This is a genomic window from Neobacillus sp. CF12, assembly GCF_030348765.1.
Classification (GTDB): domain Bacteria; phylum Bacillota; class Bacilli; order Bacillales; family Cytobacillaceae; genus Neobacillus.
This window is the reverse complement of the sequence record NZ_JAUCEU010000007.1, coordinates 5,071,704-5,097,902: the sequence shown is the minus strand read 5'-3', so window position 1 is coordinate 5,097,902 and position 26,199 is coordinate 5,071,704. Positions and strand designations below refer to the sequence as shown.

25 protein-coding genes and 1 other annotated feature are annotated in these 26,199 nt (G+C 38.3%); of the genes, 6 read left to right on the top strand and 19 right to left on the bottom strand.

Features of this window, described 5'->3' with window-relative positions:
• Positions 1 to 105: 105 nt before the first annotated feature.
• The 5 genes from pulA to pepV form a co-directional block, all read right to left on the bottom strand.
• Positions 106 to 2,253, bottom strand: coding sequence for a type I pullulanase (gene pulA, locus QUG14_RS24325; protein WP_289343031.1), 2,148 nt, complete (start codon positions 2,251 to 2,253; stop codon positions 106 to 108).
• Positions 2,240 to 3,223, bottom strand: a complete 984-nt coding sequence (locus QUG14_RS24320) for a diacylglycerol/lipid kinase family protein (protein ID WP_289343030.1) — start codon at positions 3,221 to 3,223, stop codon at positions 2,240 to 2,242. Before QUG14_RS24320 ends, pulA begins: the two co-directional genes overlap by 14 nt.
• A 29-nt stretch (positions 3,224 to 3,252) precedes the next feature.
• Positions 3,253 to 3,819, bottom strand: a complete 567-nt coding sequence (gene thpR / locus QUG14_RS24315) for an RNA 2',3'-cyclic phosphodiesterase (RefSeq protein ID WP_289343028.1) — start codon at positions 3,817 to 3,819, stop codon at positions 3,253 to 3,255.
• 113 nt (positions 3,820 to 3,932) lie between these two features.
• On the bottom strand, positions 3,933 to 4,802 hold the full coding sequence (gene dat, locus QUG14_RS24310) for a D-amino-acid transaminase (protein ID WP_289343025.1): 870 nt from the start codon (positions 4,800 to 4,802) through the stop codon (positions 3,933 to 3,935).
• 27 nt (positions 4,803 to 4,829) lie between these two features.
• The gene (pepV, locus tag QUG14_RS24305; RefSeq protein WP_289343024.1) at positions 4,830 to 6,245 is read right to left on the bottom strand and encodes a dipeptidase PepV; all 1,416 of its coding nucleotides are present in this window, start codon (positions 6,243 to 6,245) and stop codon (positions 4,830 to 4,832) included.
• A gap of 431 nt (positions 6,246 to 6,676) precedes the next feature.
• Between pepV and QUG14_RS24300 the strand changes: the two genes are divergently transcribed.
• Together QUG14_RS24300 and QUG14_RS24295 are read left to right on the top strand one after the other, a co-directional pair.
• Entirely contained in the window at positions 6,677 to 6,898 is a 222-nt protein-coding gene (locus QUG14_RS24300; protein WP_063252171.1) for a DeoR family transcriptional regulator, read from the top strand.
• Between the two features lie 173 nt (positions 6,899 to 7,071).
• Positions 7,072 to 8,406, top strand: coding sequence for an amino acid permease (locus QUG14_RS24295; protein WP_289343018.1), 1,335 nt, complete (start codon positions 7,072 to 7,074; stop codon positions 8,404 to 8,406).
• Between the two features lie 28 nt (positions 8,407 to 8,434).
• Here the strand turns inward: QUG14_RS24295 and QUG14_RS24290 are convergent, their stop codons facing one another.
• Positions 8,435 to 9,160 (bottom strand): AAA family ATPase, encoded by a 726-nt coding sequence (locus QUG14_RS24290; RefSeq protein WP_289343017.1) that lies wholly within the window; start codon positions 9,158 to 9,160, stop codon positions 8,435 to 8,437.
• 142 nt (positions 9,161 to 9,302) lie between these two features.
• A complete protein-coding gene (gene speD, locus QUG14_RS24285) occupies positions 9,303 to 10,112 on the bottom strand; it encodes an adenosylmethionine decarboxylase (RefSeq protein WP_289343016.1) in 810 nt (269 codons plus the stop codon).
• Positions 10,113 to 10,620: 508 nt separating this feature from the next.
• Here speD and QUG14_RS24280 point away from each other — a divergent pair.
• Complete coding sequence (locus tag QUG14_RS24280) at positions 10,621 to 11,067, top strand: Dps family protein (protein WP_289343014.1); 447 nt, start codon at positions 10,621 to 10,623, stop codon at positions 11,065 to 11,067.
• A 45-nt stretch (positions 11,068 to 11,112) separates the two neighbouring features.
• Here the strand turns inward: QUG14_RS24280 and QUG14_RS24275 are convergent, their stop codons facing one another.
• Both QUG14_RS24275 and QUG14_RS24270 read right to left on the bottom strand, forming a co-directional pair.
• Positions 11,113 to 11,832: a pseudouridine synthase gene (locus QUG14_RS24275; RefSeq protein ID WP_289343012.1), complete on the bottom strand. Its 720-nt coding sequence runs from the start codon at positions 11,830 to 11,832 to the stop codon at positions 11,113 to 11,115.
• 26 nt (positions 11,833 to 11,858) lie between these two features.
• Positions 11,859 to 13,481 (bottom strand): putative polysaccharide biosynthesis protein, encoded by a 1,623-nt coding sequence (locus QUG14_RS24270; protein WP_289343010.1) that lies wholly within the window; start codon positions 13,479 to 13,481, stop codon positions 11,859 to 11,861.
• 211 nt (positions 13,482 to 13,692) lie between these two features.
• Between QUG14_RS24270 and QUG14_RS24265 the strand changes: the two genes are divergently transcribed.
• Positions 13,693 to 14,970 carry a BaiN/RdsA family NAD(P)/FAD-dependent oxidoreductase gene (locus tag QUG14_RS24265; RefSeq protein WP_289344224.1) on the top strand — a complete coding sequence of 426 codons (1,278 nt, stop codon included), beginning with the start codon at positions 13,693 to 13,695 and terminating at the stop codon, positions 14,968 to 14,970.
• 7 nt (positions 14,971 to 14,977) lie between these two features.
• Here QUG14_RS24265 and QUG14_RS24260 read toward each other — a convergent pair whose 3' ends face one another.
• The 10 genes from QUG14_RS24260 to QUG14_RS24215 all read right to left on the bottom strand — a co-directional run bounded on the left by QUG14_RS24260 (position 14,978) and on the right by QUG14_RS24215 (position 24,269).
• Positions 14,978 to 15,163: a sporulation protein Cse60 gene (locus tag QUG14_RS24260; protein WP_289343008.1), complete on the bottom strand. Its 186-nt coding sequence runs from the start codon at positions 15,161 to 15,163 to the stop codon at positions 14,978 to 14,980.
• A 95-nt stretch (positions 15,164 to 15,258) separates the two neighbouring features.
• Complete coding sequence (locus QUG14_RS24255) at positions 15,259 to 15,564, bottom strand: rhodanese-like domain-containing protein (protein WP_289343007.1); 306 nt, start codon at positions 15,562 to 15,564, stop codon at positions 15,259 to 15,261.
• Positions 15,565 to 15,798: 234 nt separating this feature from the next.
• Positions 15,799 to 18,216, bottom strand: coding sequence for a leucine--tRNA ligase (gene leuS / locus QUG14_RS24250; RefSeq protein ID WP_289343006.1), 2,418 nt, complete (start codon positions 18,214 to 18,216; stop codon positions 15,799 to 15,801).
• A gap of 277 nt (positions 18,217 to 18,493) precedes the next feature.
• Positions 18,494 to 18,720: a binding site (T-box leader), on the bottom strand.
• A gap of 135 nt (positions 18,721 to 18,855) precedes the next feature.
• The gene (locus QUG14_RS24245; protein ID WP_289343005.1) at positions 18,856 to 20,043 is read right to left on the bottom strand and encodes an MDR family MFS transporter; all 1,188 of its coding nucleotides are present in this window, start codon (positions 20,041 to 20,043) and stop codon (positions 18,856 to 18,858) included.
• A 139-nt stretch (positions 20,044 to 20,182) separates the two neighbouring features.
• On the bottom strand, positions 20,183 to 20,407 hold the full coding sequence (locus QUG14_RS24240; RefSeq protein WP_289343004.1) for a hypothetical protein: 225 nt from the start codon (positions 20,405 to 20,407) through the stop codon (positions 20,183 to 20,185).
• A gap of 233 nt (positions 20,408 to 20,640) precedes the next feature.
• Positions 20,641 to 22,101, bottom strand: a complete 1,461-nt coding sequence (locus QUG14_RS24235; RefSeq protein WP_289343003.1) for an ammonia-forming cytochrome c nitrite reductase subunit c552 — start codon at positions 22,099 to 22,101, stop codon at positions 20,641 to 20,643.
• 2 nt (positions 22,102 to 22,103) lie between these two features.
• A complete protein-coding gene (locus QUG14_RS24230) occupies positions 22,104 to 22,628 on the bottom strand; it encodes a cytochrome c3 family protein (RefSeq protein WP_289343002.1) in 525 nt (174 codons plus the stop codon).
• Positions 22,629 to 22,718: 90 nt separating this feature from the next.
• On the bottom strand, positions 22,719 to 23,552 hold the full coding sequence (locus QUG14_RS24225) for a hypothetical protein (RefSeq protein ID WP_289343001.1): 834 nt from the start codon (positions 23,550 to 23,552) through the stop codon (positions 22,719 to 22,721).
• Positions 23,553 to 23,805: 253 nt separating this feature from the next.
• On the bottom strand, positions 23,806 to 23,985 hold the full coding sequence (locus QUG14_RS24220) for a glycogen biosynthesis protein GlgD (protein ID WP_289343000.1): 180 nt from the start codon (positions 23,983 to 23,985) through the stop codon (positions 23,806 to 23,808).
• A complete protein-coding gene (locus QUG14_RS24215; protein ID WP_289342999.1) occupies positions 23,982 to 24,269 on the bottom strand; it encodes a YtzC family protein in 288 nt (95 codons plus the stop codon). The genes QUG14_RS24220 and QUG14_RS24215 overlap by 4 nt, the downstream gene beginning before the upstream one ends.
• A 377-nt stretch (positions 24,270 to 24,646) precedes the next feature.
• Between QUG14_RS24215 and mnmL the strand changes: the two genes are divergently transcribed.
• Entirely contained in the window at positions 24,647 to 25,609 is a 963-nt protein-coding gene (gene mnmL / locus QUG14_RS24210) for a tRNA modification radical SAM protein MnmL/YtqA (protein WP_289342998.1), read from the top strand.
• 2 nt (positions 25,610 to 25,611) lie between these two features.
• Positions 25,612 to 26,184: a tRNA 5-(aminomethyl)-2-thiouridylate-methyltransferase MnmM gene (mnmM, locus tag QUG14_RS24205; RefSeq protein ID WP_289342997.1), complete on the top strand. Its 573-nt coding sequence runs from the start codon at positions 25,612 to 25,614 to the stop codon at positions 26,182 to 26,184.
• Positions 26,185 to 26,199 lie beyond the last annotated feature (15 nt).

Sequence of the window (26,199 nt, the reverse complement as noted above, 5' to 3'; positions counted from 1 at the left end):
TTTCTATGAAGAAAATAAAAAAAGCTATTGGACAATAACACACAATAGCCATCTTACTAAATTTTATCTCCAATTAGCTTTGGTCGTCAAGTAAATCTGAGTAAACTATTTTTTTGCTAAAATATTTAAACAAACTGGTTCTAACATCATTTCTTTACCGGAAACACTTTGCGTGGAATAAATTTCCACTTTTTTATCATTGGCAATCACCGACCAACTGCCAGGAGGAATTTGAATAGATTGTCTAGTCTTTAAAGGATTAATGAGTAAAAGAACCTCACGGAAATCGTGACTTTGATTCTTCAAGCAATAACCAATGAGTGGATTAGCTAGCGGTAAAACCTGAATATTGTCGCGAATCTCCTTACCTGTTTTCATACGAAAACAAGGAAATTTTTTACGGACTTCTATCAATCCTTTGATGTATTTAACATTGTCAGAATATGTCTGCTTTCGATTCCAATCAAGCTGGTTAATAGAATCGGGTGATTTATAGCTGTTTCCATCTCCATGCTTGGTTCTGAAGAACTCCTGACCACTGTGTAGAAATGGAATCCCCTGAGATACTAGTACAAGAGCGGTTGCAAGCCGGTGATATTTTATTCGCAGTAATTCATCTGCATCTGGAAGACAAGATAAGAGTTTATCCCACATGGTGTGGTTATCATGACATTCAACATAATTGACGGACTGAGAAGGATCAGTGAAATGACCGCTCTCCGTTTTATCTAATCCTATGCTGCCAGTAATGACTTCGATTGCTCCATCGTAGTAATGGTCGTTTCCAAGAACATAACCTTTATCATAGAGATAAAAAGTACTCCCTTTTATCATATCGCGAAACTTATCATTAAATTGGGCAATGTCAGGAAACTTCGATTGATTGCGAATGATTGCTTTTTTGTCTATTGGAAGTGGAGTATTAAGGTTCCATCCTTCTCCTATAACCAGGGTTCCCTCTTGAATACTGTCACAGGTCTTCCTAACTTCATTCATTGTCTCAATATCTAAAATCCCCATTAAGTCAAAACGAAAGCCATCAACATGATATTCTTCCATCCAAAAACGAATGGAATCAAGGATAAATTTCCTCACCATTTTCCTCTCAGAGGCAATATCATTTCCGACTCCCGTCCCATTAGATGGAAAGCCAAGCTCATTATGGCGAAAATAATAACCCGGAACTACCTTTTCAAACGACGAAGTTTCCCTAATAAAGACATGATTATATACCACATCCATAATCACTCTTATTCCTTGACGATGAATATTCTCAATTAATTGCTTCAGCTCAATGATTCTTGCATAGGGGTCGGAAGGATTCGTTGAATAAGAACCCTCCGGTACATTAAAGTGAATAGGATTGTATCCCCAGTTATACTCTCTAGCAGGCTCTAATTCATCTACACCCGCAAAATCATTGAAAGGCAGAAATTCAATATGAGTAATACCTAAATCCTTTAGATAGGAGATACCAGTGGGTTCTCCGTCCTTCCCTTTCGTATAAGGCTCACCTGCACCAAGATAGAGTCCTTTATGTTTTACACCGCTATTTTCATGGATGGTGAAATCCCTAATATGTGTTTCATAAATGATGGCGTCAACTGGATTTTCAAAAGAAGGTAATAGTGGTTTCTGTCTGCTCGTTTTCTCTAATTTAACAATAACACCTAGTTCGCCATTTGCTGTGACTGCAACGGCATAAGGATCTACTGATTCTCTCCATTCTTGGTTTACGAGAAGTAAGAAAGTATATTGATAAAGTTCTAAATCTGAATGAACAACCGTTGCCCAAACCCCTTTTTCTTCTCGTCTCATTTTGATGATTTCAGAAAAAGAACTATTTGGCTTGCGTAATTTTAATTTTACTTGGGTAGCGGTGGGAGCCCACAGTTTAAATTGTGTTTGTTGTTCCTTAATACAAACTCCCAGGTCACTTCCCTCATAGTAAAAGCGGTCATCAAAAGGAGTAGTCCGAATGACTGCACCTATTTGAAGATCGGTTTTTCCTCCATGTTCATCTACAATCCAATAAGGATGACCAAATAGAATTTCCTCAGCAAGTCGACAAATATATTTATTATTATTTTCAATGTGCTGTTTTTTAATAATTTGTAAGGGTGTAACCTTTTGTGATTCATCGATAATTGAGAAAGTGGAAGATAACCCCTGATGATAGGAAAGTGGAAGAAGTATCGTAATGATATCCATCTCATCTAAATAGGCTAAGAAATTTCGTTCATTGGAGTTCATTCGAGTCCCTCTCTTTCAGATCAGTTTCTCGCATACTTCTCCTTCTCGTTAACACTTTTAGTGTATTTGTTTGAACTTGAATATTTAATGGAGTGTATCCAATATCTTCACCATCAGCATGGACATACAATGAGGACTGTGATTGAATGGCAATCATTCGACCCTTAAATGTCTTCACCTCTTTGAAATGGACATGCTTACCCCAAAATACGCTAATAAAAACCAATAAGAGTTTTAACCTTGTTAACCTGTGGACAACTGTAATATCTAAGAGACCATCATCTGGGACTGCATCAGGTGCAATCATCATGCCCCCCCCATAATAGGGTTGATTGGAAACAGTTACAAACCATGTTTGTTCAAGTATATGCCTCCTGCCGTCAATTGATAAATCAATTGTGGAGCATTTATAAGAAAAGAGTTTTTTTAGTAAAAAATACACGTAAACCAATCGGCCTAAATATAGTTTATTAAGCCATCCCTTCATTTCCGAACGGTTTACTTCAAAGGAAACAAATGCGTCAAACCCTGCCCCCATATTATTAATAAAGTAATGATCTGAATCATCCTTCATGGTGACTTTGCCAATATCAATTAAAGGCGCATCCTTTTTTATAAGACGGAGAATCACAGATATCGCTTCTTCTGGATTTGCAGGAATTTGAAATCCTCTCGAGAAGTCATTTCCAGATCCTCCTGGAATGAATCCAAGCGTAATATTTTTATATTCTACCATCCCATTCATAACTTCGCTTATGGTCCCATCGCCGCCAACTGCAATAATGACCTTTTGATTATCATTCTTCTGTGCAATTTGAGCTGCTAATTTGATTGCATGACCATGGTATTCTGTAAAGAAAGCGAAGTAAGAAATCTTATCTTCCTTAAGTCTCGCTTCAACCTTTTTCCAAACATTTATACAATAACCATTCCGAGCTTTTGGATTAATAATAAAATAGATTTGTCCCATACAACCAACCTTTGCCCTATTATATTTCACTATTCTAACTGGAATATTTTTATTGCCTCATATTTCGGTGTCTTATCAAGATGTGTTTGGTATAACACTACCTCATTCACCTTAAATGCTAATGGCTCCGGCTGAAACTCATTCCATACATCTAAAAGATTTTTATGAAAGGGTTGATCTCCTGTCCACTTTCGGGCAAGGGTAATATGAGGTTTAAAGGGCCTTGTTTCGAGTTGGAAACCTGCTTCTAAGCAGGATGTGAATACTTTTTTTCTAACTGTCTGTAAGTCGTTACTTTCTTTCGTATCCACCCAGAAAATGCGAGGCGATTCCATCTTCCCAAAAATCCCCAGTTTGATCATTTCTAATTGAAATCCCTTTACTTTCCTTAGAGCTTCATGAACATTATCTTCTGCAATCGATAGCTTTTCAAAAGGTGCATTGCCTAGGAAAGCCAATGTTATATGCAGGTCTTCATGATGGACCCAACGTTTAAAGGGGAGTATTTCTTTTAACTTTTCACTTTGCTTTTTCATGATGTACTTTGTTTCTTCCGGTATTTTAACGGCAAAGAAAAAATGTGTTTGCTGATTCATTTTTATCATTCCTTTTCTTATTTTAGACTATTTTTTACAACTTGTATGTAATTTACCGCTTATTACAAAAGAAAACGTGCACCAGAATTTTCATCTGCTGCACGTTCCTTTTGCTAAATAATCTTCCCCACAAGTACACCACATTGTTTCTCAATTTCCTTTTCAAACAAATTCTGCAGTTTTAAGGTCAATGGTCCAGGAATTCCTGCATTAACTTTTTTCCCATCTATTTCAATTATCGGCATTACTTCGGATATTGAGCTTGATAAGAATACTTCCTCTGCTTCATTAAGTTCCGTTAATGTAAAAGTTCGTTCCTGAACAGGGATATGATTTTTTGAACAAAGTTTCAAAATAACATCTTTTGTGATGCCTTTTAAGATCAAGTGGTTGGATTCATGGGTTATAACCTCTCCATTTTTCACGATAAAGACATTAGACAAACTTCCTTCCGTAACATCTTGACCACGGTGCTGAATAGCCTCGAAACAGCCTTGCTCACTTGCTTTTTGTTTAGCTAAAAGATTGGGCAGTAAATTTAAGCTTTTGATATCACAGCGAAGCCAGCGAATATCCTCCGTCAAAATCGTCTTTACTCCTGATTTCATGTTCTCGAGAGGTCTTTCAGCCTTAATCGTATAAGCTAAAAGTGTTGGTGTTACCTTGCCGGTAGGAAATACATGGTTTCGGGGCGCAATTCCTCTAGTAACCTGCATATAAATAGTTCCCGTTGCAAGATTGTTTTTGACTAGAAGTTCTTCCAGCATTTCCTTTAATTGTGGTTTTGTATAAGGGAATGAAATGGCAATACTTTCTGCACTTTTGAAGAATCTTTCCAGGTGTTGCTCAACCGTAAACATTTTTCCATTATAGATACGTATTACTTCGTAAACACCATCTCCAAACTGGTACCCACGATCTTCCACATCAACCTTGGCTTCTGACCGCTGAATGATGTCCCCATTTAGTAAAGCAAATTCCATTCTTTCGTCCCCCTTTTTTGGTTGCTTTTATTGAGCCAATTCATAAATTGCTTGTGCATAGATGGCTGTTGCCTTCAATAAATCATCGATATCAATGTATTCATCTTTTTGATGGGCAATATCAGGTCTCCCTGGAAATAAAGGACCAAACGCCACACCGGCTTTTAAGGAGCGGGCGTACGTTCCTCCTCCAATCGCAATCAATTCTGCTTTTTCACCTGTCTGTTCTTCATAAACTTTTTTTAGGGTTTGAATCAAGAATTCACTCTCGTCCACATGGTGAGGTTTTGTATCTTTAAACTTTCCAATCTCAAAACCTTCATTTTGCAGAAGTTCATCCAGCTTTTCTTTTGTGTCTGCCATATTATTTGTAACAGGATATCTGCAGGTCATCCCAATGCTGCCACCATTTTTAATAGAATAAGAAAACTTTCCAGGGTTAATGGTTAATTCTCCTGAAATGTCATCAGCATATGCAACCCCTAGGTTCACGCCTCTAGAATCATTATAGAAATAACGAGAAACGAATTTGAAATACCCTGAAGCCGATGCGTTTAATTCTAATTTAGAAAGAAATTCTGCTAAAAATAATCCCGCATTTTTTCCTTTTCTCGGCTCCATTCCGTGAGCCGAAACTCCTTTCACTTCCAGGATTAATTCTCCGTTTTCAACATATGAACTGTTTTCTACTTCATATCGTTTCATGAAATCAGTAAATCTCTGTACCACGCCCATTTGATTGACCTTTATGTGTAAAGTAGCCTTGGCATGGTCTGGAACCATATTGTATCTTTTTCCGGAAGTAAAACTAAGAACTTGGATATTTGTTTCTGCCGTTTCATCATAGGAATTTTTTTGCACCATATCAAAATCTGCGATTCCCTTTTCGGCATTAATGATTGGAAAGTCTGCATCAGGAGCAAATCCCAAGGTCGGCATTTCCTCCTCTTTAAAGTAGTGCTCCACACAACGCCAATCACTTTCTTCATCTGTACCTATGATCATCCGCACACGCTTGTTCATAGGCAGTCCAAGTTCTTTTACTATTTTCATCGCATAGTAGGCGGCTATGGTTGGACCCTTGTCATCAATGGCACCCCGAGCAAATATTTTTCCATCACGGATTTCAGCAGCAAAGGGATCGCTTGTCCAGCCATCACCTTCAGGAACTACATCAACATGTACGAGGATACCTAATAACTCTTCACCTTCGCCATATTCTAGATGTCCTGCTAAATTCCCCACATTCTTTGGTCTAAACCCATCTTTCTCCCCTAAGTCGAGCATAAAATCTAATGCTTCTTTCACACCTTTCCCAAGTGGTGCATCTAGAAAAGTATTTTCTTCGTCTAAAAGACTCTTAATATGTAATAAACTCTGTGTGTCCTTAATAAGGTCGTCTTTTCTTTTTTCTACTTCATTCATCCAATTAATATTTGTCAATTGCTAGACCTCCTATTACCCAGATTTTTTTATTTATCTCCATGCAAATATCTTAACAATATTCACAATAAAAACGAAATAATTTCCATTTTAGGTTAGACTTCTTTGTTCTTAGATAAATTTACAAAAAATTCAATTAATTTGTCATAAACTTAACATTTACACCCATAGACTAGAGTAAGAATCAAGAAAGGGTGAAGGAAAACCGAACAATGAATGTTAAGAAGAGATGATTTTTATGTAAAATATTCACTAATGGTGGAAATTTTCAGAAATTATGGGTACAATAAACCTAAGTCAACAGGGTATCCACTGCAACTATCTATTAATAAAAGGAGTTGTCTGCGGAAAAGAAAATTACATACTAATCAAAGAGGCTGTCGGTAGAGGGATTAAGCCATAGGTTTGAAAAAAGGATAGGGAGTGGTTTTTTGAAACCTTCGACTAACCGGATGTTAAACCGCATCAAATGCATCTACATGTTTATTCGTAATAAAGGCACAGTCACGACGCAAGAACTTGTAGAGGAATTTGGTATCACTCCTCGCACCATACAACGAGATTTAAATGTTTTAGCCTATAATGACTTGGTAATAAGCCCAAGCCGCGGAAAATGGACAACAACACAAAAGAAAGTAAAAATGTCTTCTTAAAATATGAATAAACACTTGAGCAATCAAGCACGCGAAAATCTCGCGTGCTTGATTGCTTTTATTTTTAAAATAAGGTTGAATATCTATTATATTATGATATATTAGTATAATACTTTAGCACTTAAAAGCGTTTAAGCAAGATAGTAGAAACTAATGAAAAAGGCAGGAGCATCATGGAAAATAATCATCAAGATCTAAAAAAAGGATTACTGCCGAGACATGTCCAGTTTATTGCATTAGCCGGCATGATTGGTACAGGAATTTTTAAAGGAAGTTCTGATACATTAAATATCGCTGGACCTAGTGTGATCTTTACCTACTTAATTGGCGGGCTGTTGTTATTTATCGTAATGGCTGCTTTAGGTGAAATGGCTATTGCGTTTCCAAATCACAACGTGCAGTTACTTCTTTATCGAGCATTTGGATTTAAATTATCGTTTATTACCGGCTGGCTATATTGGATTAACTGGATCATTGTTATTACAGTTGAATTATTAGCTGCGGGAAGTTTTCTGCAATTTTGGTATCCTTCTATTCCACTATGGCTGCTTAGTCTTCTTTGTGCAGTAGTCATCATTGCGATTAATTTATTCCCTGTAAAATATTACGGAGAGCTCGAGTTTTGGTTTGCTGGAATTAAAATAGTCGCACTAGTTGCCTTTATTATTTTAGGAGCTCTTATTATATTTGGTATTTTTCCAAGCAATATTGAGGAGCCTCTGGCCAACTATACCGCACATGGCGGTTTTTTCCCACATGGAGTTAGCGGTATGCTTAGTGCCTTTTTAGTTGTTATGTTTTCATATGGCGGTGCTGAGTTAATTGGAGTGGCCGTAACCGAAACTAAGGATGCTGAGCGAGTCATGCCAAGTATCATTAAGGGTGCAGTATGGCGAGTTATTATCTTTTATATCTTCCCAATCCTAATTATTTGCGGTATTATGCCTTGGAATCAAGTCACAGGTCAAGATAGTCCGTTCGTACAAGTTTTCAATCTAACAGGTCTCCCAGGCGCCGCACATGTGATGAACTTTATTTTATTAACGGCTGTACTTTCAGCAGCCAACTCAGGTATCTATGCAACCTCAAGAACGCTTTTTTCAATGGCAAAAAGCGGAGTTGCACCAGAAAGTTTGATGAAAACCTCAAAAAATGGAATTCCAATTATCGGACTTATGATTACAACACTATGTCTATTAGTTGGTGTATTTTTAGCTTATATTAGTCCTAGTAATATTATTAGTTACCTCATGACCATTCCTGGATTCACGATTATGTTGGTTTGGATAGGGATTTGTTCTGCACATTTAAAGCTTAGATCACACTATAAGGCTAAACCTTCTTTTCAGGTTAAATGGTTTCCATTCACGACCATCATCGCTATCGTAGCATTAAGTTTAATCTTTATTGGGTTTATTTTAAGTCCTAACAATTTAATTGGCTCAACTGTTTCCATTGTTATCGTAGGAATGCTGGTATTCCTATCATTTATAGCAAAAAAGAAGTGATATCCGTTTCATCGGAATCACTTCTTTTTTATTCCTCCTCTTTAAATAGCTCATATAGAAATCTTTTTCGATTCTCGAGAAAATATTTAGTAATCGTGTAGTGGTCTGTCTCTTCATAGTCTATCTTTGAAATTTTACCGTGGTCAAAGCTATAGATGTCTGCATCTGGATAACCCAATAGAATAGGAGAATGAGTGGCAATGATGAATTGGGCATCACCCTGTGTTTCAAGGTCATGGATAATTTTTAAAAGTGTTAATTGTCTTGCAGGAGATAATGCCGCCTCAGGTTCATCTAAAAGATAAATGGCTTCACCATTAAACCGATTTAAAAATAACGACAAAAAGGATTCTCCATGTGATTGTTGTAATAACGATTTACCACCATAATCTTTAAATCCATTCTCATCCACTTCATCAATATGGGTAGCAAAATGATAAAACGATTCTGCTCTTAAGAAAAAACCATTTGTTATTTTTGGCATCCAGGAGAGTCTAATGTACTCACTAAGTTCGGAATCTGTTTCATAAACATCATAAGAATTATTTCTACCGCCGCCTGCTGTATTAAAATCACATTTGTCCGCTATTGCTTCTAATAAAGTTGATTTACCTGATCCATTTTCTCCAACAAAAAAGGTAACGTTACTTTCTAATTTCATCTCATTGAGACTAGCTATTGAGGGGATGGAAAAGGGATAGTGGTTAATGGCTGGAATCTTTTCTTTTAATAAAGTAACTTTTTTTAAAAACATAATTTTCTCCTACTAAAAAATTTCCTTTGAATACATTTTACACCATTAATGCGAAAAAGCAGCCTTACTTTTTCGTAAGGCTGCTGCGTGCTTTCTTTTTGGCTATTATTCGACATATTAAAGCGATGAGTAATACCGTCATTTATTGCACAATGTTTTTGCCATAAAAAATTTCATCCATTTCCAGCTTGATTCTCTCGGTAATTTCGATCAGATCTTCTGGATGTAATGTTTCTTTTTTATAGCCAAATAAATAGTTGTTTAAATCAAATTCCCGAAGTTTACATTTTGTGTGAAAAATATTTTCTTGATATACATTTACATCAATCATGTCGAACAGTTCGCCAACGTCCTCAGGAATATAATTTTGTATCGAGCTGATTTCATGGTCAATGAATAATTTATATCCATCCTTATCTCTTGTAAAACCACGGACACGATAATCAATTGTCATAACGTCTGTTTCAAAGGAACGAATAAGATAGTGCAAAGCTTTTAGCGGTGAAATTTCTCCACAGGTTGATACATCAATGTCGGCCCTGAATGTACTAATTCCCTCATCGGGATGGTATTCAGGGTAAGTATGTACCGTAATGTGGCTTTTATCTAATTGTATGACGACCGATTCTGGCAGCGGTCCTGGTGACTCCTCAAAGTGTTCTGAAGGAGCATTCTCAACAGGGCCCTCTGAGACAAGAAGTGTAACACTTGCTCCAGCAGGTTCAAAATCCTGACTCGCTACATTTAATACATGTGCACCAATAATTTCAGAGACATGTGTTAATATCTTTTGTAATCTTTCGGCACTATATTGCTCATCAATATACTTTAAATAAGCCTCACGCTCTTCTCTTGATCGGGTATAACATATATCGTACATATTAAAACTCAAGGATTTGGTCAAGTTATTAAAACCATGTAGTTCAATGGTCTCTTTGTGTGAAAGTTTCATGATACTTCCCCCTTTTATTTTCTCAGAACGCACAGACAGTGTAGTAAATATTTTTAGATTACCCATTTTCATTAATTGTTACTTATTTTTTAAAAGGCTGTGTTAAATTTGTCTGTTGATTTACGCTCCACTAAGGAATGCTCCTTGGAATAGTCATCGCAGGGACAGGCGGTCTTTGCCTGTCACGGGGCACTTCGCTTTCCGCAGGCGTTGCGGCGAGCCTCCTCGGCGCAAGCGCCTGTGGGGTCTCACCTGCTCCGTACTCCTGCAGGACACTGATTTTCATCTTCGAGTTTGCCCACGCACGAAGAAAATGCGATAGCATTTTCGAGGAGTCTTCGTGCCTTCCGCACAAATCAACGAGTGCAGATATCAACATTTAGCTTTAACACAGCCTTTTAAAAAGGATATTCCAATTTTCCTTATTTATAATAATTATAATTTAATATTTACTTTCAATTAATATATGTTATAATTAAAACAGATAAGAATTTAGGAGGAATGCACAATGACACAAACATTGACACTAGAACAAGTGATGAATCAACAACTCGCAAACTGGAATGTACTATACACAAAACTCCATCGTTTCCACTGGTATGTAAAAGGACCTCACTTTTTTACCTTACATGCTAAATTTGAAGAACTATATGAAGAAGCTGCAGGTACCATAGATGAATTGGCAGAACGTTTATTAATTGCAGGTGGAAAGCCAATTTCAACGTTAAAAGAATACATCCAATACGCAACGATTGTGGAAACATCCGAGGATCTAACAGCAGAAGAAATGGTTTTACATGTTGTAAATGACTTCTCACAGCTTATCTCCGAATTAAAAGAGGGTAAAGTTGCAGCAGCACAGGTGAATGATGAGGTAACAAGTGATATGTTCACTGAATTAATTGAAAAACTTAGCAAGCATAATTGGATGTTAACTTCTTTCCTACAAGCATAAAAAGGACAAGGCCAGCGCCTTGTCCTTTTCGTTTTTTGGGTATTTTTATATGACTTGATACTCTTTAAGCATATTTACTTCTTCCTCTGTTAACTCACGATATTCCCCGTGTTCTAGTGTTTCATCTAGTGGCAATGGTCCCATCGAAATCCGCTTCAAGTATATGACCTTTTTTCCAACAGCCTCAAACATTCTTTTCACTTGATGGAACTTTCCCTCAGTAATCGTTAGTTCAATATCAGAGCGAATGCCAGACTTTAAAATTTTCAACTCACCAGGTTTTGTTTCGTATCCATCATCAAGGATAACTCCCTCTGCAAATGCCTTTACGTCTTCATCCGTTACTTCCTGGTCTATCACAGCAAAATAAGTCTTTGGAACATGTTTTTTTGGTGATAACAGCTTGTGGGCTAATTGGCCATCATTTGTAATAAGCAATAAACCTTCTGTATCCTTGTCCAGCCTTCCAACTGGGAATGGCTCATATACTTGGTCTTCGAGTTCTAACAAGTCAATTACTGTTTCTGCTACACTGTCCTCGGTAGCTGATAAAACTCCTTGAGGTTTGTTCATCATTAAATAGATAAACTCTTTGTATTCAATAACTTCACCATTTAATGTAACAGTTTGTTTGTTTGTATCTACATGCTGTTTTGCATCTTTTACGATTATATCATCGATTTTAACTGCACCGCTTTTTAGAAGCTGTTTCACTTCTTTTCGGCTGCCATAGCCAAGATTGGCTAACATTTTATCAATTCTCAAGGAAATCCTCCTTCTTTTTTAGGAGCCTAATTCGTCAATCTTAATTTCCGTTTAATACGGTCCACCCTGTCACCAAATAGTCTGTTTACAAGTCCTGATTTTAATCCGAAGTAAAAATAGATTACCGCTCCAATACCTGCACAAACGAAAATAATTAAAAGCGACTGAAATTTAGAGGCCGGAGTTAAGAATAACAAAAGCAACTGATAAACAATTTCGGTCCCAGCCCACATAATTCCAGCGAAAATAACAATCAACAAGCTTCTTCTCCAAACAAATAAGAATGGATATTTTGCATAATTTTTTATAACAAGTAATTGAATCAATATGGCTCCGATGTACCCAAGTGCTGTAGCGTACACTGCGCCTCTGGTTTCAAACATAGTTATTAGAGGAATATTAATCGACAATTTAATCAGTAATCCAACTAACAAGCTTAACACTGTCCAGCGTTGTTCATTGATTCCCTGCAGAATTGAACTAGTGACTAGAAACAGTGAAAATAGAATGCCGACTGGGGCATAGGCTTTAAGAACTTCAAATCCAAGCTCCTTATGCTCATAAAATACAGTATAGATTGGCTCCGCTAATAGAGAAAGCCCAATTGCGGCAGGCAGTGTCAGGAACAAAAGCACCTGAAAGGTTTGATTTAACTGCAGTTTTAACGCTTTCCGATCACTTTCCACAAATGCCTTTGTGATACTTGGAACAAGAGCTAACGAGAATCCTGTTGCAAGAGAAACAGGGATGATTACGATTTTATGAGATTCAAAATTTAGAATGGAGAATGCTGCTTCTGCTGCCTTATAACTGTGACCAATTCCCTGCATTGCCCGTAAAAAGGTAACTTGATCAATCGCTTGAAATAAGGGGTTGGCAAGCCCAACAAATACAAAGGGAGCCGCATAGACAAGGATTTCCTTATAAATTTCTGTTAACGAAACCTCTGCTTCCCCTCTATCATGCTGGAGCAGCTGGTCTAAATATGGTTTCCGCTTATACCAATACCAAAATAAAACCACCAGACTTCCTATGGCCCCTACAAATGCAGCAAAGGTCGCCACACTTACAGCTGTTACAATACTTCCATTTAAAAAATTGATGACAATAAAGGCTCCTGCGAGCGTGAAGGCAATTCGTACAATCTGTTCCACTACTTGGGATACAGCTGACGGTCCCATCGATTGATGTCCTTGAAAGAATCCTCTGATTAAACTCATGAATGGAATAACAATCAAGGCAAAGCTTACTGCACGGATAACTGTTATTATATCCTGTGCTCTTGAGCCGACATCGTCTTTTTTACTGATAATCATGTCAGCTATAAGCGGCGCCGACAGGTATAGAATTAAAAACGAAGCAATACCCGTCAAAAGCATCATGATAAGTCCCGATTTAAACAATCTACGGCCCACTGCATATTCTTCGAGTGCATTATACTTTGAAATGAATTTTGAAACAGCAAGCGGCACACCGGCCGTGGCAATACTTATAAAGATCGTATAGGGTATGTATGAATATTGATACAACGCCGTTCCTTCTGAACCTACAATCTGATAAAAGGGTATGACATATAGTAAGCCAAGAATCTTGGATATAATGGTACCCAATGTTAAAATAAATGTTCCTCTTATTAGCTTAGACGACATAAAATAAGAATCCCTTCCTAGTGAAGAAAAAGTTTGTGCGCATGTGAGCAAAGTTTAGCCTTTTTGCACACTATTAGTAGTTTACATCTCTTTTTGCCGGGATGCTACTAACAGCCGTGCTAAATTTCGTAAAATTGGTTGGACTTTTCGTTTTCTTTTCAATAAGGATGTTTATAATGGAATAATGAATATACATAAAGTTGGTGGAAGTATGAATTACGATGTTGTTGTTATTGGAGGCGGTCCTTCAGGTTTAATGGCTGCGATTGCTGCTGGCGAGAAGGGATTAAAAGTCCTGTTAATTGATAAAGGAGACAAGCTTGGCAGGAAACTTGCCATTTCTGGAGGCGGGCGCTGTAATGTTACGAATCGCCTCCCTGTTGAGGAAATTATCAAGCACTTGCCTGGTAACGGGAAATTTTTATACAGTGCCTTTTCTATTTTTAGTAATGAAGATATTATTAAGTTTTTTGAAAAGTTAGGAATAGAGTTAAAGGAAGAGGATCATGGCCGGATGTTCCCTGTATCCAATAAAGCACAATCTGTTGTAGATGCCCTATTATATCAATTAGAAAAGCTTAAAGTGAAAGTATACACGAACAGCCCTGTTGCGGATATTGATTATCAAGACGGACATGTATCTTCGGTAATTTTAAAAAATGGAACAGAAATTCAAGCAAAATCGGTTGTGATAGCGGTAGGCGGTAAATCTGTCCCCCATACAGGATCAACCGGTGACGGTTATGCCTGGGCAAAGAAAGCCGGTCACACGATTACCGAACTATTCCCTACTGAGGTGCCTGTCACCTCTAATGAACCTTTTATCAAAAATAAATCGCTCCAAGGTCTGTCATTAAGGGAAATCGAACTTAGTGTTTTGAACCCGAAAGGAAAAGCAATCATAACTCACAAGATGGATATGATTTTTACCCATTTTGGTCTTAGTGGACCAGCAGTCCTTCGTTGCAGTCAATTTGTGGTTAAGGCGATGAAAAAATGGAAATTAGCTGAGGTTACGATGAGTTTAGATGTCATACCTGATAAAAAGGAAGAAGAGTTTTTTCAGGAAATTGTGAAGTTGGTAAAAAGCGAGCCGAAAAAAAGCATTAAAAACACCTTAAAAGGACTGGTACCTGAACGATATCTTATGTTCTTGCTTGAACAGAATGACATTGATCCTTCCGAACAGGGGGCAACGATTTCAAATGAAAAAATTCGTACCTTTGTGAAAAGTTGCAAACAATTCTTGATTAAAGTAAATGGCACCCTGCCACTGGAAAAAGCATTCGTAACGGGCGGCGGCGTTTCTGTAAAAGAAATTGAACCGCAAACAATGGGGTCGAAATTAATGGAAGGTCTCTATTTTTGCGGTGAAATTCTTGATGTCCATGGGTATACAGGCGGGTATAATATCACATCCGCATTAGTTACAGGCAGACTCGCTGGGACCAATGCTGCACTTACTGCTAAAAAACAATATCAGGCCTGATTATTCGTCAGGCCTTGTAAATAATCATCGCTGAAAAACAATAGATTTGATCTTCCTCTTCATCCTCTGGCAATGCGGCTACATTGTATTTTATATCTAGCAATTTCTTTTCATCAAGTCCCTTTAAAAAGCGGTTCATTTCCTTTTCTAAATCCTTTTCATGCTCTCGGTCAAACAACTTTACTTGAATCATATGATTCTTCCTTTCTGTTTTTAATTTCATTATTACCACTTTTTCAGAAAATTAAAAATAAAGGGCATAAAAAAACGATTCCGCATTGGAATCGTTTATTTTGTATCGCCTGACCATTCAAGCATGCCGCCAATCATATTACGAACCTTGTATCCTTGGTCCTTTAGATAGTAGCAAACATTTTCACTTCTACGACTGGATCGGCAAATAAAGATATATTCTTTTTCTTTGTCAAAATAATCAAGGTTAGCTGGAATTTCCCCCATACGAATATGCTTTGCCCCAGGTATCATTCCTTGGGCTACCTCTTCATCTTCCCTAACATCAACAAGCTCAAGTTTTTCCCCCTGCTCGAGCTTTTTCTTTAATTCTTCTGGCGTAATAATTTGAATTTCTTCCATCTTTCCCACCCCTATGTTAGGTTTTCCCCCTGTACAACAGGGGGAATTAGTAATTGTCCAGCTTCAGCGCCTAGGGGCTCGGGGTCATAAGCCAATCCGGCAAGAAGGTTAAAAAACGCAACCTTCCCGCCGGCTCGTCTTATGCCTGTCGCCCCTGTACACTAAGGAAAGCTCCTTAGATTAATCCTCGTAGGAACAAGCTGTGCTTGTTCCGAAGGCGCTTCCGCTTTTCTTTCAATTGGCTACAATATTAACAAGTTTACCAGGTACAGTGATGACTTTGCGAATGGTCTTACCTTCGATTTGTTCCTTTACTCTTTCATCGTCCATCGCAATTCCTTCTAATGCTTCTTTGCTTGCATCCGTAGGAACTAGTAATTTAGTCTTTACCTTCCCATTCACTTGAATAACAATTTCCACTTCATCATCCACTAATTTAGCTTCATCATATGCTGGCCATGTTTCGTACGAGATAGTACCGCTATGACCAAGCTTTTCCCATAGTTCTTCGGCAACATGCGGTGCAACTGGAGCAAGCATTTTTACGAAGCCTTCCATGTAGTGCTTTGGAAGAACAGTTGATTTATAGGCTTCATTAATGAATACCATCATTTGTGAAATCGCCGTATTAAATCTCAAGCCCTCGTAATCCTCTGTAACCTTCTTCACAGTTTGGTGATAAACCTTCTCTAAATTTGCTGCTTCTTCATTTTCTTGAATTTTTGGATTTAATTCTCCATTTTCCTCAACCATCAAACGCCAGATACGATCTAGGAAACGACGAGAACCATCAAGTCCATTGGTTGACCAAGCAATGGACGCATCAAGCGGTCCCATGAACATTTCATACAAACGAAGTGTATCAGCACCATGACTGTCGACGATATCATCAGGATTTACAACATTGCCTTTTGACTTACTCATTTTTTCATTGTTTTCGCCTAAGATCATTCCTTGGTTGAAAAGCTTTTGGAATGGCTCTTTCGTTGCCACAACCCCGATATCATAAAGGACTTTGTGCCAGAAACGAGCGTACAATAAGTGAAGAACAGCATGTTCAGCGCCACCGATGTACACGTCTACTGGAAGCCAATGATCTAATTTTTCTTTAGAAGCAAGTGCTTGATCATTTTTCGGATCAATATAACGTAAATAATACCAGCAACTGCCTGCCCATTGTGGCATGGTATTTGTTTCACGACGACCTTTCTTGCCTGTTTCTGGATCCACAACATTTACCCAATCCTCAATCACAGCAAGCGGTGATTCTCCCGTACCAGAAGGTTTGATATTTTTCGTTTTTGGTAACGTTAATGGCAGCTGGTCTTCTGGCACCGCTGTCATGGAACCATCTTCCCAATGGATAATTGGAATCGGCTCACCCCAATAACGCTGGCGGCTAAACAGCCAATCGCGTAAACGGAAGGTTACCTTCTTCGTACCAATTCCCTTTTTTTCCAACCATGAAATCATATTGGTGATTGCTTCTTCTTTATTTAATCCATTTAAGAACTCAGAGTTAATATGTTCACCATCACCTGTATATGGTTCTTTTTCAATGTCGCCACCTGCTACTACTGCCTTTATTGGAAGGTCAAATTGTTTGGCGAATTCATAGTCACGTTCATCGTGTGCAGGAACAGCCATGATTGCACCGGTACCGTAGCTTACTAATACATAATCGGCAATCCAAATTGGCATTTTTTCGCCATTTGCTGGATTAATGGCATAAGCACCTGTGAAGACTCCTGTTTTTTCTTTCGCTAAGTCCGTACGTTCTAGATCACTCTTTGTTTTAACTTTGTCTAAATAAGCGTCTACCGCTGACCGCTGCTCCGCTGTTGTAATCTTATCAACAAAGGAATGTTCAGGAGCAAGCACCGCATAGGTTGCACCAAATAATGTATCGGGACGAGTTGTAAACACAGTAAATGTTTCGTCATGACCTTCGATGTTAAAGGTTACTTCTGCACCCTCCGAACGGCCAATCCAATTGCGCTGCATTTCTTTAAGACTCTCTGGCCAGTCAAGTTCTTCTAAGTCCTCAAGTAAACGGTCTCCATAAGCAGTAATTTTTAACATCCACTGCTTCATTGGTCTGCGTTCAACCGGATGCCCACCGCGTTCACTCTTACCATCAATGACTTCTTCATTTGCCAATACGGTACCAAGTGCCGGGCACCAGTTAACAGCTACTTCATCAATATACGCAAGCCCTTTTTCCCAAAGCTTCAAGAAAATCCATTGCGTCCATTTATAGTATTCGGGATCAGTTGTGTTTACTTCACGGTCCCAGTCATATGAAAAACCTAACGATTTAATTTGTCTTCTGAACGTGTTTATATTCTGCTCAGTGAACTCTGCAGGATCGTTTCCGGTATCCAATGCATATTGCTCAGCAGGTAACCCGAAAGCATCCCAGCCCATTGGATGTAAAACATTATATCCTTGCATTCTCTTTAATCGTGATAGAATATCAGTTGCCGTATAGCCTTCAGGGTGTCCAACATGTAGTCCGGCTCCAGATGGATATGGAAACATATCTAATGCGTAGAATTTTGGTTTATCAAATTCTTCATTCGTTTTAAATGTTTTTTCTGTTTCCCATTTTTTTTGCCACTTTTTCTCGATATGCTGATGATCGAAACTCATTGTCTATTCCTCCTAAAAAATTGGCCTGTTGATTTGTGCTCCACTAAGGAAAGCTTCCTTGAATAATCACCGCAGTGACAGGCGATCTTTGCCTGTCAAGAGGCGCTTCGCTTTCCGCAGTCGGTTCGGGAAGCCTCCTCGGCGCTAAAGCGCCTGCGGGGTCTCCCCTGTCCCGTCCTCCTGCAGGAGTCTCGCACCTTCCGCACAAATCAACAGGGTGCAAATAACAACTTTGAACTTTTAAACTAACCCAAAAAATAAAAAAACCCCTCATCCCAAAAGGGACGAGAGGATTGTCTATGTATCTTCCCGCGGTACCACCCACATTAGTGTTTAAAACACTCGCTTCATTCATCCTTAACGCGGAATACGGCAAACATTACTGTTACATTTCATGTTTGCAACTCATAGGCGAGTTCATGATGTACCCGGTTGACTTCCACCAGCCGTCAACTCTCTAAAAAACGGGTATGATTCACTACTACTCCTAATCACTGTCTTTCATTATAAAAAGTATTACGGTTATTGTAATAAATTTCTTAGCGGTATGCAAGTAACTTTCTCCTAAAACAGTTTGACCAAAAAAATTATTTTTAAAACATAAAAATCCGACCTCACAGTATAAGCCGGATTTTTTTACTAAGTAAGTTTAATGTTTAATTTCTTTTCTGTTCTCAAGAGTCGGTCATAGGCTAAAGTCGTTACGATTGCAATCACAAATAATCCAATTAAGACGTAGAATAAAGCCGACATATTATAAAGGTCAACAAGTAAACCCCCTAATAGCGGACCAATCATTCTTCCCCCGGTAGCCGTGCTATTAACAATTCCTTGATAAAATCCCTCACGTCCCTTTGGAGCCAACTCAAAGGCGATGGTTGGTACCGCTGGCCAAATAAACATTTCACCAATGGTTAAAATGATCATCGCTACGAGGAATCCTGAAAATGCGCTAGCGTTCCCTGCAATTAGGAAGGAAACAATAAAAATAGCAATCCCGATGAGGATTTGTACCTTTAGTTTGGCAGCAAGACGTTTAAGCAAGCCATTTAATAATGGCTGACCAAGAACAATTAATGCACCGTTTATCGTCCATAAAAGGCTGTATTGCGATAATGATATATTAATTTCCTGAGTATAAGAAGCAATCGTTGTCATCCATTGAACGTATCCAACCCAGCATAGCAAATAACCTGAACATAAAATCAATAAAGCATATAGACTTTTTCGACCTTTTACAAGTGTTGCATCCTGTAGGCTATTGGCTTGTTTAGCCGAATCCGTTGAAAGCCCTTTATAGCCAAAAAAAGCAATTAGTAAAAAGATACTATACATAAGGGTATTAGCAAGGAAGATTAATTCAAATGAGTAATCGGCAAGAATGCCTCCAAGTGCAGCTCCGACCGCTACCCCAAGGTTTTGCGCAATATAAACGGCATTAAAGGCTTTACGCCCGCCTTCCTTCCAAACCATTCCCGCCATCGCATACATTGCTGGGAAAGTGACTCCACTACCAAATCCAATAATGGTAAGGAAAACTATATATTCCGGCCAGCCATGCCAGAAAGTTAACCCAACTAGGGCTGAAAGGGAGATACTTATTCCAAGAATAATAGATTTGTAGCCTCCGATTTTATCAAAAAGACTGCCGCCATAAAGATTTCCAATGACGCTCGCTGCGGAGTTCAACATTAAAACAACCCCCGCCATCGATAACGACTTACCTAAATGATCGTGAATATAGATTGTATTTAAAGGCCATAAAAAAGAAGAGCCTGTTACATTCACTGCCATCCCAATAATTAAAAGCCATAAGGCACGTGGCATGAAAAACGCTCCTTTAAGTTAACTAATTTAGAATTCCAAAAGATATTGTATTCCCATTCCTGATTCTGTGCAATCCTTTACAAAATTGTTGTAATAATAAAAAAAAAGTCCTTTAATAGGACCTCCAGTTACTCCTTAATTATCTTTTTTTCTTCTTCGCGAGTTCGGCTGCTGAGAGTTTATTTTTAACTACTACTTTTTCAATCATTATCTGGACATGAACATGTTTGTCATCAACATGATTAACACCCGTGACTTTCCCTTTACGACCTTTAATTGTAATCGCTTCACCAACGGCTGGAACACTTCCTAGAAGTTGATTCAAAAGCTCTACTTTGTTTTCATAAAAGTGAACAACATACATTTGCTCTCACCTATTTCATATTGGATTTTCCTTATAAAATATTTGAATTTCATCCATTTTAGACCACTGCCAAATAAGTTTTATTGACAGCTAGATATAAGTTGTTCACAATAACATCAAGAAAACACTGTTCCTCAGATAGAAACAGTGTTTTCTTAAAAACTATTTATGGACTCTTTCCTGGAATTACTTAATCCTACTTAGCGGGAGTTTTAAGTTTTTTTCGGAAGGGTCTATTTTTTTACTACAGGCACTACTGGTTGCTGAGCAGGGAAGTAGCTGTTTACAGCATGATCCTTTTTCTTGTCATTTACTGTTTCAGCTTGCACAGCACTCTTTACTTTTTCAATTTCAAAATTTAGCTCTTCAATGCTGACTCCCTTTTTCACTAGCTCTTCTGTTGCAAGGCGAATCGCATTGTTAGATTGTACAACTGACTCTCTTAATGAATCCATTGAACCTTGAGGGTTATGGAAGCCTGAAGAGTTTTCAGCTGCAATAATATCCCAGAACCATTGACCTTTACGTACGAATTCTTGAGCCTGTTTAATCTTGTCTTGACTTACTCCAGATGTAATCATTTTATTAATGTAATAGTGTGCTGTTGTTGAAATATCCTGTGCCTCATGTAGTGCACTTACGTTTGCATCTTGGATCTCAATCACACGATCTTTTAATTTGTCTAAATCTCTATCACCATGGCATTGTCCGCAAGATGTATCCATTGTTTTGAGCGGTGAAGTCCAATAGTGGGAAGTGATTTTTCTTTTTCCGTCTACGCGCTCATATGGCATATGACAGTCTGCACAAGATACATTTGCCTTACCATGTGTACCGCCTGCATGCGTTTCAAATTCTGGGTGCTGCGCTTTTAACATCGGTGCACCAGAAATATTGTGAACCCAGTCTTTTTCAAAGCCATTTTCTTTTGCAATCGTACTATAGTATTCATACATTTCTTCAGGCTTAAAACCATTGTCCCAAGGGAAGGTTACTTCACTGTTTTCAGCCGCAAAATGGTATTCCACATGGCACTGACCACAAACATAGCTGCGCATATCGTTTTTGGTTGGATTAGAAGTATCTACTCCTTGAGCTTCTAAAGCCTTATAGAAGCTTGGGCGTGTTACACGTAAGTCCATTGTTTCCGGGTCGTGGCAATCAGAACATCCAATTGGTGAGTGTCCCATTGCTTCCCCTTTAGGCCAAATTGCTTGATTAAAATTGGCTCCCCAATACTCATCGCCCATTTCTTCAATCATCTGAGGGACTGCAGTTGATTTACACGTATAACAAGAACCTACTGATTTATCAGTAATTCGCTTTACATCACGAATATCTTCAAGAGCATAAACGTGTCCTCGGTCTTCATTGTACTCCGTAGCAAAGCCATAACCGTTAAAAAGTACAGGAAGTAAAGGTTCCTTATCAGGATCGTACTTACTGCGCTTTACGGAACCATTGTATTTTGTATCTTCCATTTTTTCATTTTTTTGATAGCTATTATATTGAAGTGGAAATAATTCTTTAAAGGCCTCATTGCTTATTTCGTCTTTAGAAAGGCCTGTAGTACCCTTCACTTCCTTAGCACTTGCCGTTTTTTCACTTGCACCATCACTGGAATTGCTGCAGCCAGTAATGATGAGAACAAATACTAGTAGAAGGAGGTATGCCCCATAACGGAACCTATTCATTCTTAAAATCCTCCCTTATTTTTTAATAACTCACCTGACTTAGGCGGCTGATGGTAACTATCATCTTTAAAATCGCTTCCATGTGGTACGGTTTGATGACACGACATGCAGTTTTCTTTTGCATCATGTGAGACATTATCAATTGTGCTCTTATGACACTCTGCACAGTTTTGATTGATAACTCTTATCGTACGTGTGGTTGCATAAATTCGATCAGGTATATCCTCAGTACCTAATGTATTGTAGAAAATATGTGTCATCCCTGCGCGGCCTTTGAAAAATAATTTTCCAACCTCACTCTCATGTGGTAAATGGCAGTCATTACACTGCAATTCTGCATGAGTCGAATCCACGAATGACGTATAAACAGACTTCATTGTATGACAATTTTGACAAAATCCTGGTGAATCTAAATAAGCCATTGTTTTAACTGTCCCGAATGAAAAGAGTACACCAGCAATAAGAGCACCTAAAATCAATACCCTTTTATCAATAGCCAGCAATTTTTTAAACCATCTTTTTAACATCATTTCACCTCCCATTATATAGATCTTCTCTCTCTAATTTATTGAATAAAGTACGAGTGCACTTTATCGCCAAAGAAATGGTCTTGCAAATCAATTCTTTCTTCGTTTACTTTTCAAAAAATAAGTAAACACACCGGCTGCTAGTAAACCTGCTCCACTTACTGCTGCCACGGAAAGGTTAGCAGTACTTTTTTTATTTACCACGTTGTTATTCGGTTGTTGTTCTTGTGTCTCCATCATCTCAACGGTAGTAGCTGTTTCGTTGCGTTCATACGTAAGGGTGAAACTTTTCTCGTTCCCCGCTTTTAGTCCTTGGTAGAAATAGGAGTGAACTCCTTCTTCATCAGCATGAGTCTTTTTCTTTTCCGTTGCTGGTTCAAGTACAACCTTTTTTGCCTTTAAGGGCTCTATGAACGAAACATTGAATAAGCCAATATCAGTAAAGCTTTTAAATTGGTATGAAACTGTTTTCTTTTCTTTATCAACACTTATGGTATCTGTAAAAAATTCAATTACGAATTTATAAACATCATTTGCTTGGATTTCTTCACTCGTTGTCCAGGAGATGGTTCCTTTTTCTTGGTCAATTATGTACTCAATTTCATACACTTTCGATAAGTCACTAGAATAATCAGCAACATAGCCAATTCGGAAGTTCTTGCCCTCCATTGGAAGTGGAATTTCAATTTGCCCTTTTTGTGGCTGTCCGGATTGATTACGCATGGTCCCTTGATAGCCGATTAATAATGGGGGCTGTTGTTTACTTTCATCATTTGGATGGTAAGTAAATTCAGGCATTACCTTTATCGAAAGTTCTTCCATGGTCAAGAGGTTTTGATCTCCCTCCTCTGCCAAAATAACTAATGGGTTTAAAAGCAATAGAAAAGATACAAAAACGGATATGTGAAACAGAACTTTTTTCATTATGTTTACTTCCTTTCAAGTTGTGAATATTTTGTGAACCCATTCACAAGTAACGTCATACTTTTGCTCAGAAACTAAAATTCATACCTTATTTATCCCATGATAGCCAATCGCATTCTGTGACCAAAATCACAAAAACATATTGAGTTATTTCTAATTTGTGAACGGCGATTTTACCTTATTTTCATAGTGATATTAAGGTTTTTGTAAATAAAAAGGCCTTCAACATGATGTTGAAGACCAAAGAGCTTTATTAAGATGATTGATTTTTTTCTTGATGGAATTTAGATTTCACTGGCTGTCCACCAGATTTTTCGTATACCTTTTTTGCTTGTTTTACAAGATCAACATCTTGACCAAGTTCAAGATCTTGATTGTTACTGCCATTTCGAGTTTTTTGTTCTGGATTATTTTTTTTCGAGCGCTTTTTCAAGTTAGGTTTCCTCCTGTATAAGTCTGCCCTTCTAATATCATGGTATTTTGAAGTTGCTGTATTTGTAATCTCATACGATGGAGTTGATCCCGCTGCTGCGAATTTGCACTATGGGCCATTTTTGCAATATCCTGATAAGTTTGTTCAAGATCTTGTAAGGCCTTCGTATAGTCATCATTATTGTAATGCTCTTGAAGGCTGCTCGTTTCAAATTGTTCTTTCGCATAGCGAATTGTATCTTCACACTGCTGTATTAATGCGTCCATTGAAGCACGTGTAGCCATCTAAGGACCCCCTTCTTTTTGGTGACACAGATCAGAACCCTTATCTTGCCTAGCGCAAGCTGCCTAGGCGCTTATGCTTTTTCTGCCTTGAAGCTCAGGGCTTCATCTCTTATTTTGTTCTCTCTTCCTGTTCCTATTACAACTTACGATTGATAATTACTACCATATAGAAAAGCGGATGCGCCTTGTCCAGGGGCGACAGGCATAAGACGAGCCGGCATGAAGGTTGCGCTCTTTAACCTTCTTGACGGATTGGCTTATGATCCCGAGCCCCTAGGCGCTGGAGCTAGATCATATACATTTATTACAAATGGATAAGCCCTTCTTTTCATGTTAAAATGTAAGTTATGTTAAAAAATAAAAAGGAGGTTTCTGATTTGACTCAGACCAACCCTTTTCCATATGCTACTGACGATAAACGTTATCATACTTGGAACTATCATTTACGCCAGCAATTTGGCCATAAAGTTTTTAAAGTTGCTTTAGATGGCGGTTTTGATTGTCCAAACCGTGATGGTACGGTTGCACACGGCGGATGTACTTTTTGCAGTGCTGCAGGTTCTGGTGATTTTGCCGGTGACCGAACAGATGATTTGGAAACACAGTTTCTTGAAATTAAAGAAAAAATGCATACAAAATGGAAAGATGGCAAGTACATGGCCTACTTCCAAGCTTATACAAATACCCATGCACCTGTTGAGGTTCTTCGTGAAAAATTCGAGAAGGTTCTCAAGCAGGAGGGAGTAGTAGGATTATCGATTGCGACTCGTCCTGACTGCCTTCCTGATGATGTGGTTGAATACCTGGCAGAGTTAAACAAAAGGACGTATCTATGGGTTGAACTCGGTTTACAAACTGTACATGAACGTACCGCATTATTAATCAACCGTGCTCATGATTTTCAATGTTATGTTGAAGGCGTTAATAAGCTTAGAAAACACGGCATCCGTATCTGCTCACATATAATCAATGGATTACCGCTTGAGTCGAATGAAATGATGATGGAAACGGCTCGAGAGGTCGCGAAGCTAGATGTCCAAGGGATAAAAATTCATTTGCTTCACTTACTAAAAGGAACTCCTATGGTTAAACAATATGAGAAGGGAATGCTCGATTTCCTATCTCAAGAAGACTATGTAAATTTAGTATGTGACCAATTAGAAATTTTACCACCTGAAATGGTCGTTCATCGAATTACTGGTGACGGACCGATTGACTTAATGGTTGGACCAATGTGGAGTGTCAATAAGTGGGAAGTACTGAACGCAATTGATGCTGAGCTTAAAAGAAGAGACAGCTATCAAGGAAAGTTTTATCAAAAGAGCACGGTGAGGAATTAATCATGAAGCTGGAGCGAATACTTCCCTTTGCGAAGAATTTACTTGAAAAGGCTGTTACTAGCGGCACTGTGGTGGTTGACGCTACCTTGGGTAATGGTCATGATACACTTTTTCTAGCAAACATCGTTGGTGAAAGCGGAAGAGTGTATGGATTTGACGTACAAGAGGATGCCATTCAAACGAGTATAGAACGACTGAAGCAGCATGGGCTAGAGGATCGAGTCACCATCTTTCACGCAGGTCATGAACAGCTTTATAAGTTAATCCCTGTTTGCCATCACGGTAAAGTAACAGCAGCAATCTTTAACTTAGGTTATTTACCTGGCAGTGATAAAACAATTGTGACTAAACCAGTAACCACCATTGCAGCGATTGAACAATTACTAGAGATCATGGTTCCAGAAGGAATTATCATCCTTGTGATTTACCATGGCCACGCTGAAGGCGCAGTTGAGCGGGATGCTTTATTGACCTACTGTCAGGAAATCGACCAGAAGAAGGCTCATGTCCTTCAGTATCGATATATCAACCAACAAAATAATCCCCCTTTTATCATTGCAATTGAAAAAAGGTAAAACAGGCTCCTTGGC

Coding starts and splice junctions, on each gene's coding strand:
- QUG14_RS24265 (WP_289344224.1), top strand. CDS start 13,693: ATGAATTACGATGTTGTTGTTATTGGAGGCGGTCCTTCAGGTTTAATG.
- QUG14_RS24245 (WP_289343005.1), bottom strand. CDS start 20,043: ATGCCACGTGCCTTATGGCTTTTAATTATTGGGATGGCAGTGAATGTA.
- QUG14_RS24295 (WP_289343018.1), top strand. CDS start 7,072: ATGGAAAATAATCATCAAGATCTAAAAAAAGGATTACTGCCGAGACAT.
- QUG14_RS24270 (WP_289343010.1), bottom strand. CDS start 13,481: ATGTCGTCTAAGCTAATAAGAGGAACATTTATTTTAACATTGGGTACC.
- thpR (WP_289343028.1), bottom strand. CDS start 3,819: ATGAATCAGCAAACACATTTTTTCTTTGCCGTTAAAATACCGGAAGAA.
- QUG14_RS24280 (WP_289343014.1), top strand. CDS start 10,621: ATGACACAAACATTGACACTAGAACAAGTGATGAATCAACAACTCGCA.
- dat (WP_289343025.1), bottom strand. CDS start 4,802: ATGGAATTTGCTTTACTAAATGGGGACATCATTCAGCGGTCAGAAGCC.
- QUG14_RS24230 (WP_289343002.1), bottom strand. CDS start 22,628: ATGTTAAAAAGATGGTTTAAAAAATTGCTGGCTATTGATAAAAGGGTA.
- mnmM (WP_289342997.1), top strand. CDS start 25,612: ATGAAGCTGGAGCGAATACTTCCCTTTGCGAAGAATTTACTTGAAAAG.
- QUG14_RS24320 (WP_289343030.1), bottom strand. CDS start 3,223: ATGGGACAAATCTATTTTATTATTAATCCAAAAGCTCGGAATGGTTAT.
- QUG14_RS24215 (WP_289342999.1), bottom strand. CDS start 24,269: ATGGCTACACGTGCTTCAATGGACGCATTAATACAGCAGTGTGAAGAT.
- QUG14_RS24235 (WP_289343003.1), bottom strand. CDS start 22,101: ATGAATAGGTTCCGTTATGGGGCATACCTCCTTCTACTAGTATTTGTT.
- speD (WP_289343016.1), bottom strand. CDS start 10,112: ATGAAACTTTCACACAAAGAGACCATTGAACTACATGGTTTTAATAAC.
- QUG14_RS24240 (WP_289343004.1), bottom strand. CDS start 20,407: ATGTATGTTGTTCACTTTTATGAAAACAAAGTAGAGCTTTTGAATCAA.
- leuS (WP_289343006.1), bottom strand. CDS start 18,216: ATGAGTTTCGATCATCAGCATATCGAGAAAAAGTGGCAAAAAAAATGG.
- pulA (WP_289343031.1), bottom strand. CDS start 2,253: ATGAACTCCAATGAACGAAATTTCTTAGCCTATTTAGATGAGATGGAT.
- QUG14_RS24225 (WP_289343001.1), bottom strand. CDS start 23,552: ATGAAAAAAGTTCTGTTTCACATATCCGTTTTTGTATCTTTTCTATTG.
- QUG14_RS24260 (WP_289343008.1), bottom strand. CDS start 15,163: ATGATTCAAGTAAAGTTGTTTGACCGAGAGCATGAAAAGGATTTAGAA.
- QUG14_RS24290 (WP_289343017.1), bottom strand. CDS start 9,160: ATGTTTTTAAAAAAAGTTACTTTATTAAAAGAAAAGATTCCAGCCATT.
- QUG14_RS24255 (WP_289343007.1), bottom strand. CDS start 15,564: ATGGAAGAAATTCAAATTATTACGCCAGAAGAATTAAAGAAAAAGCTC.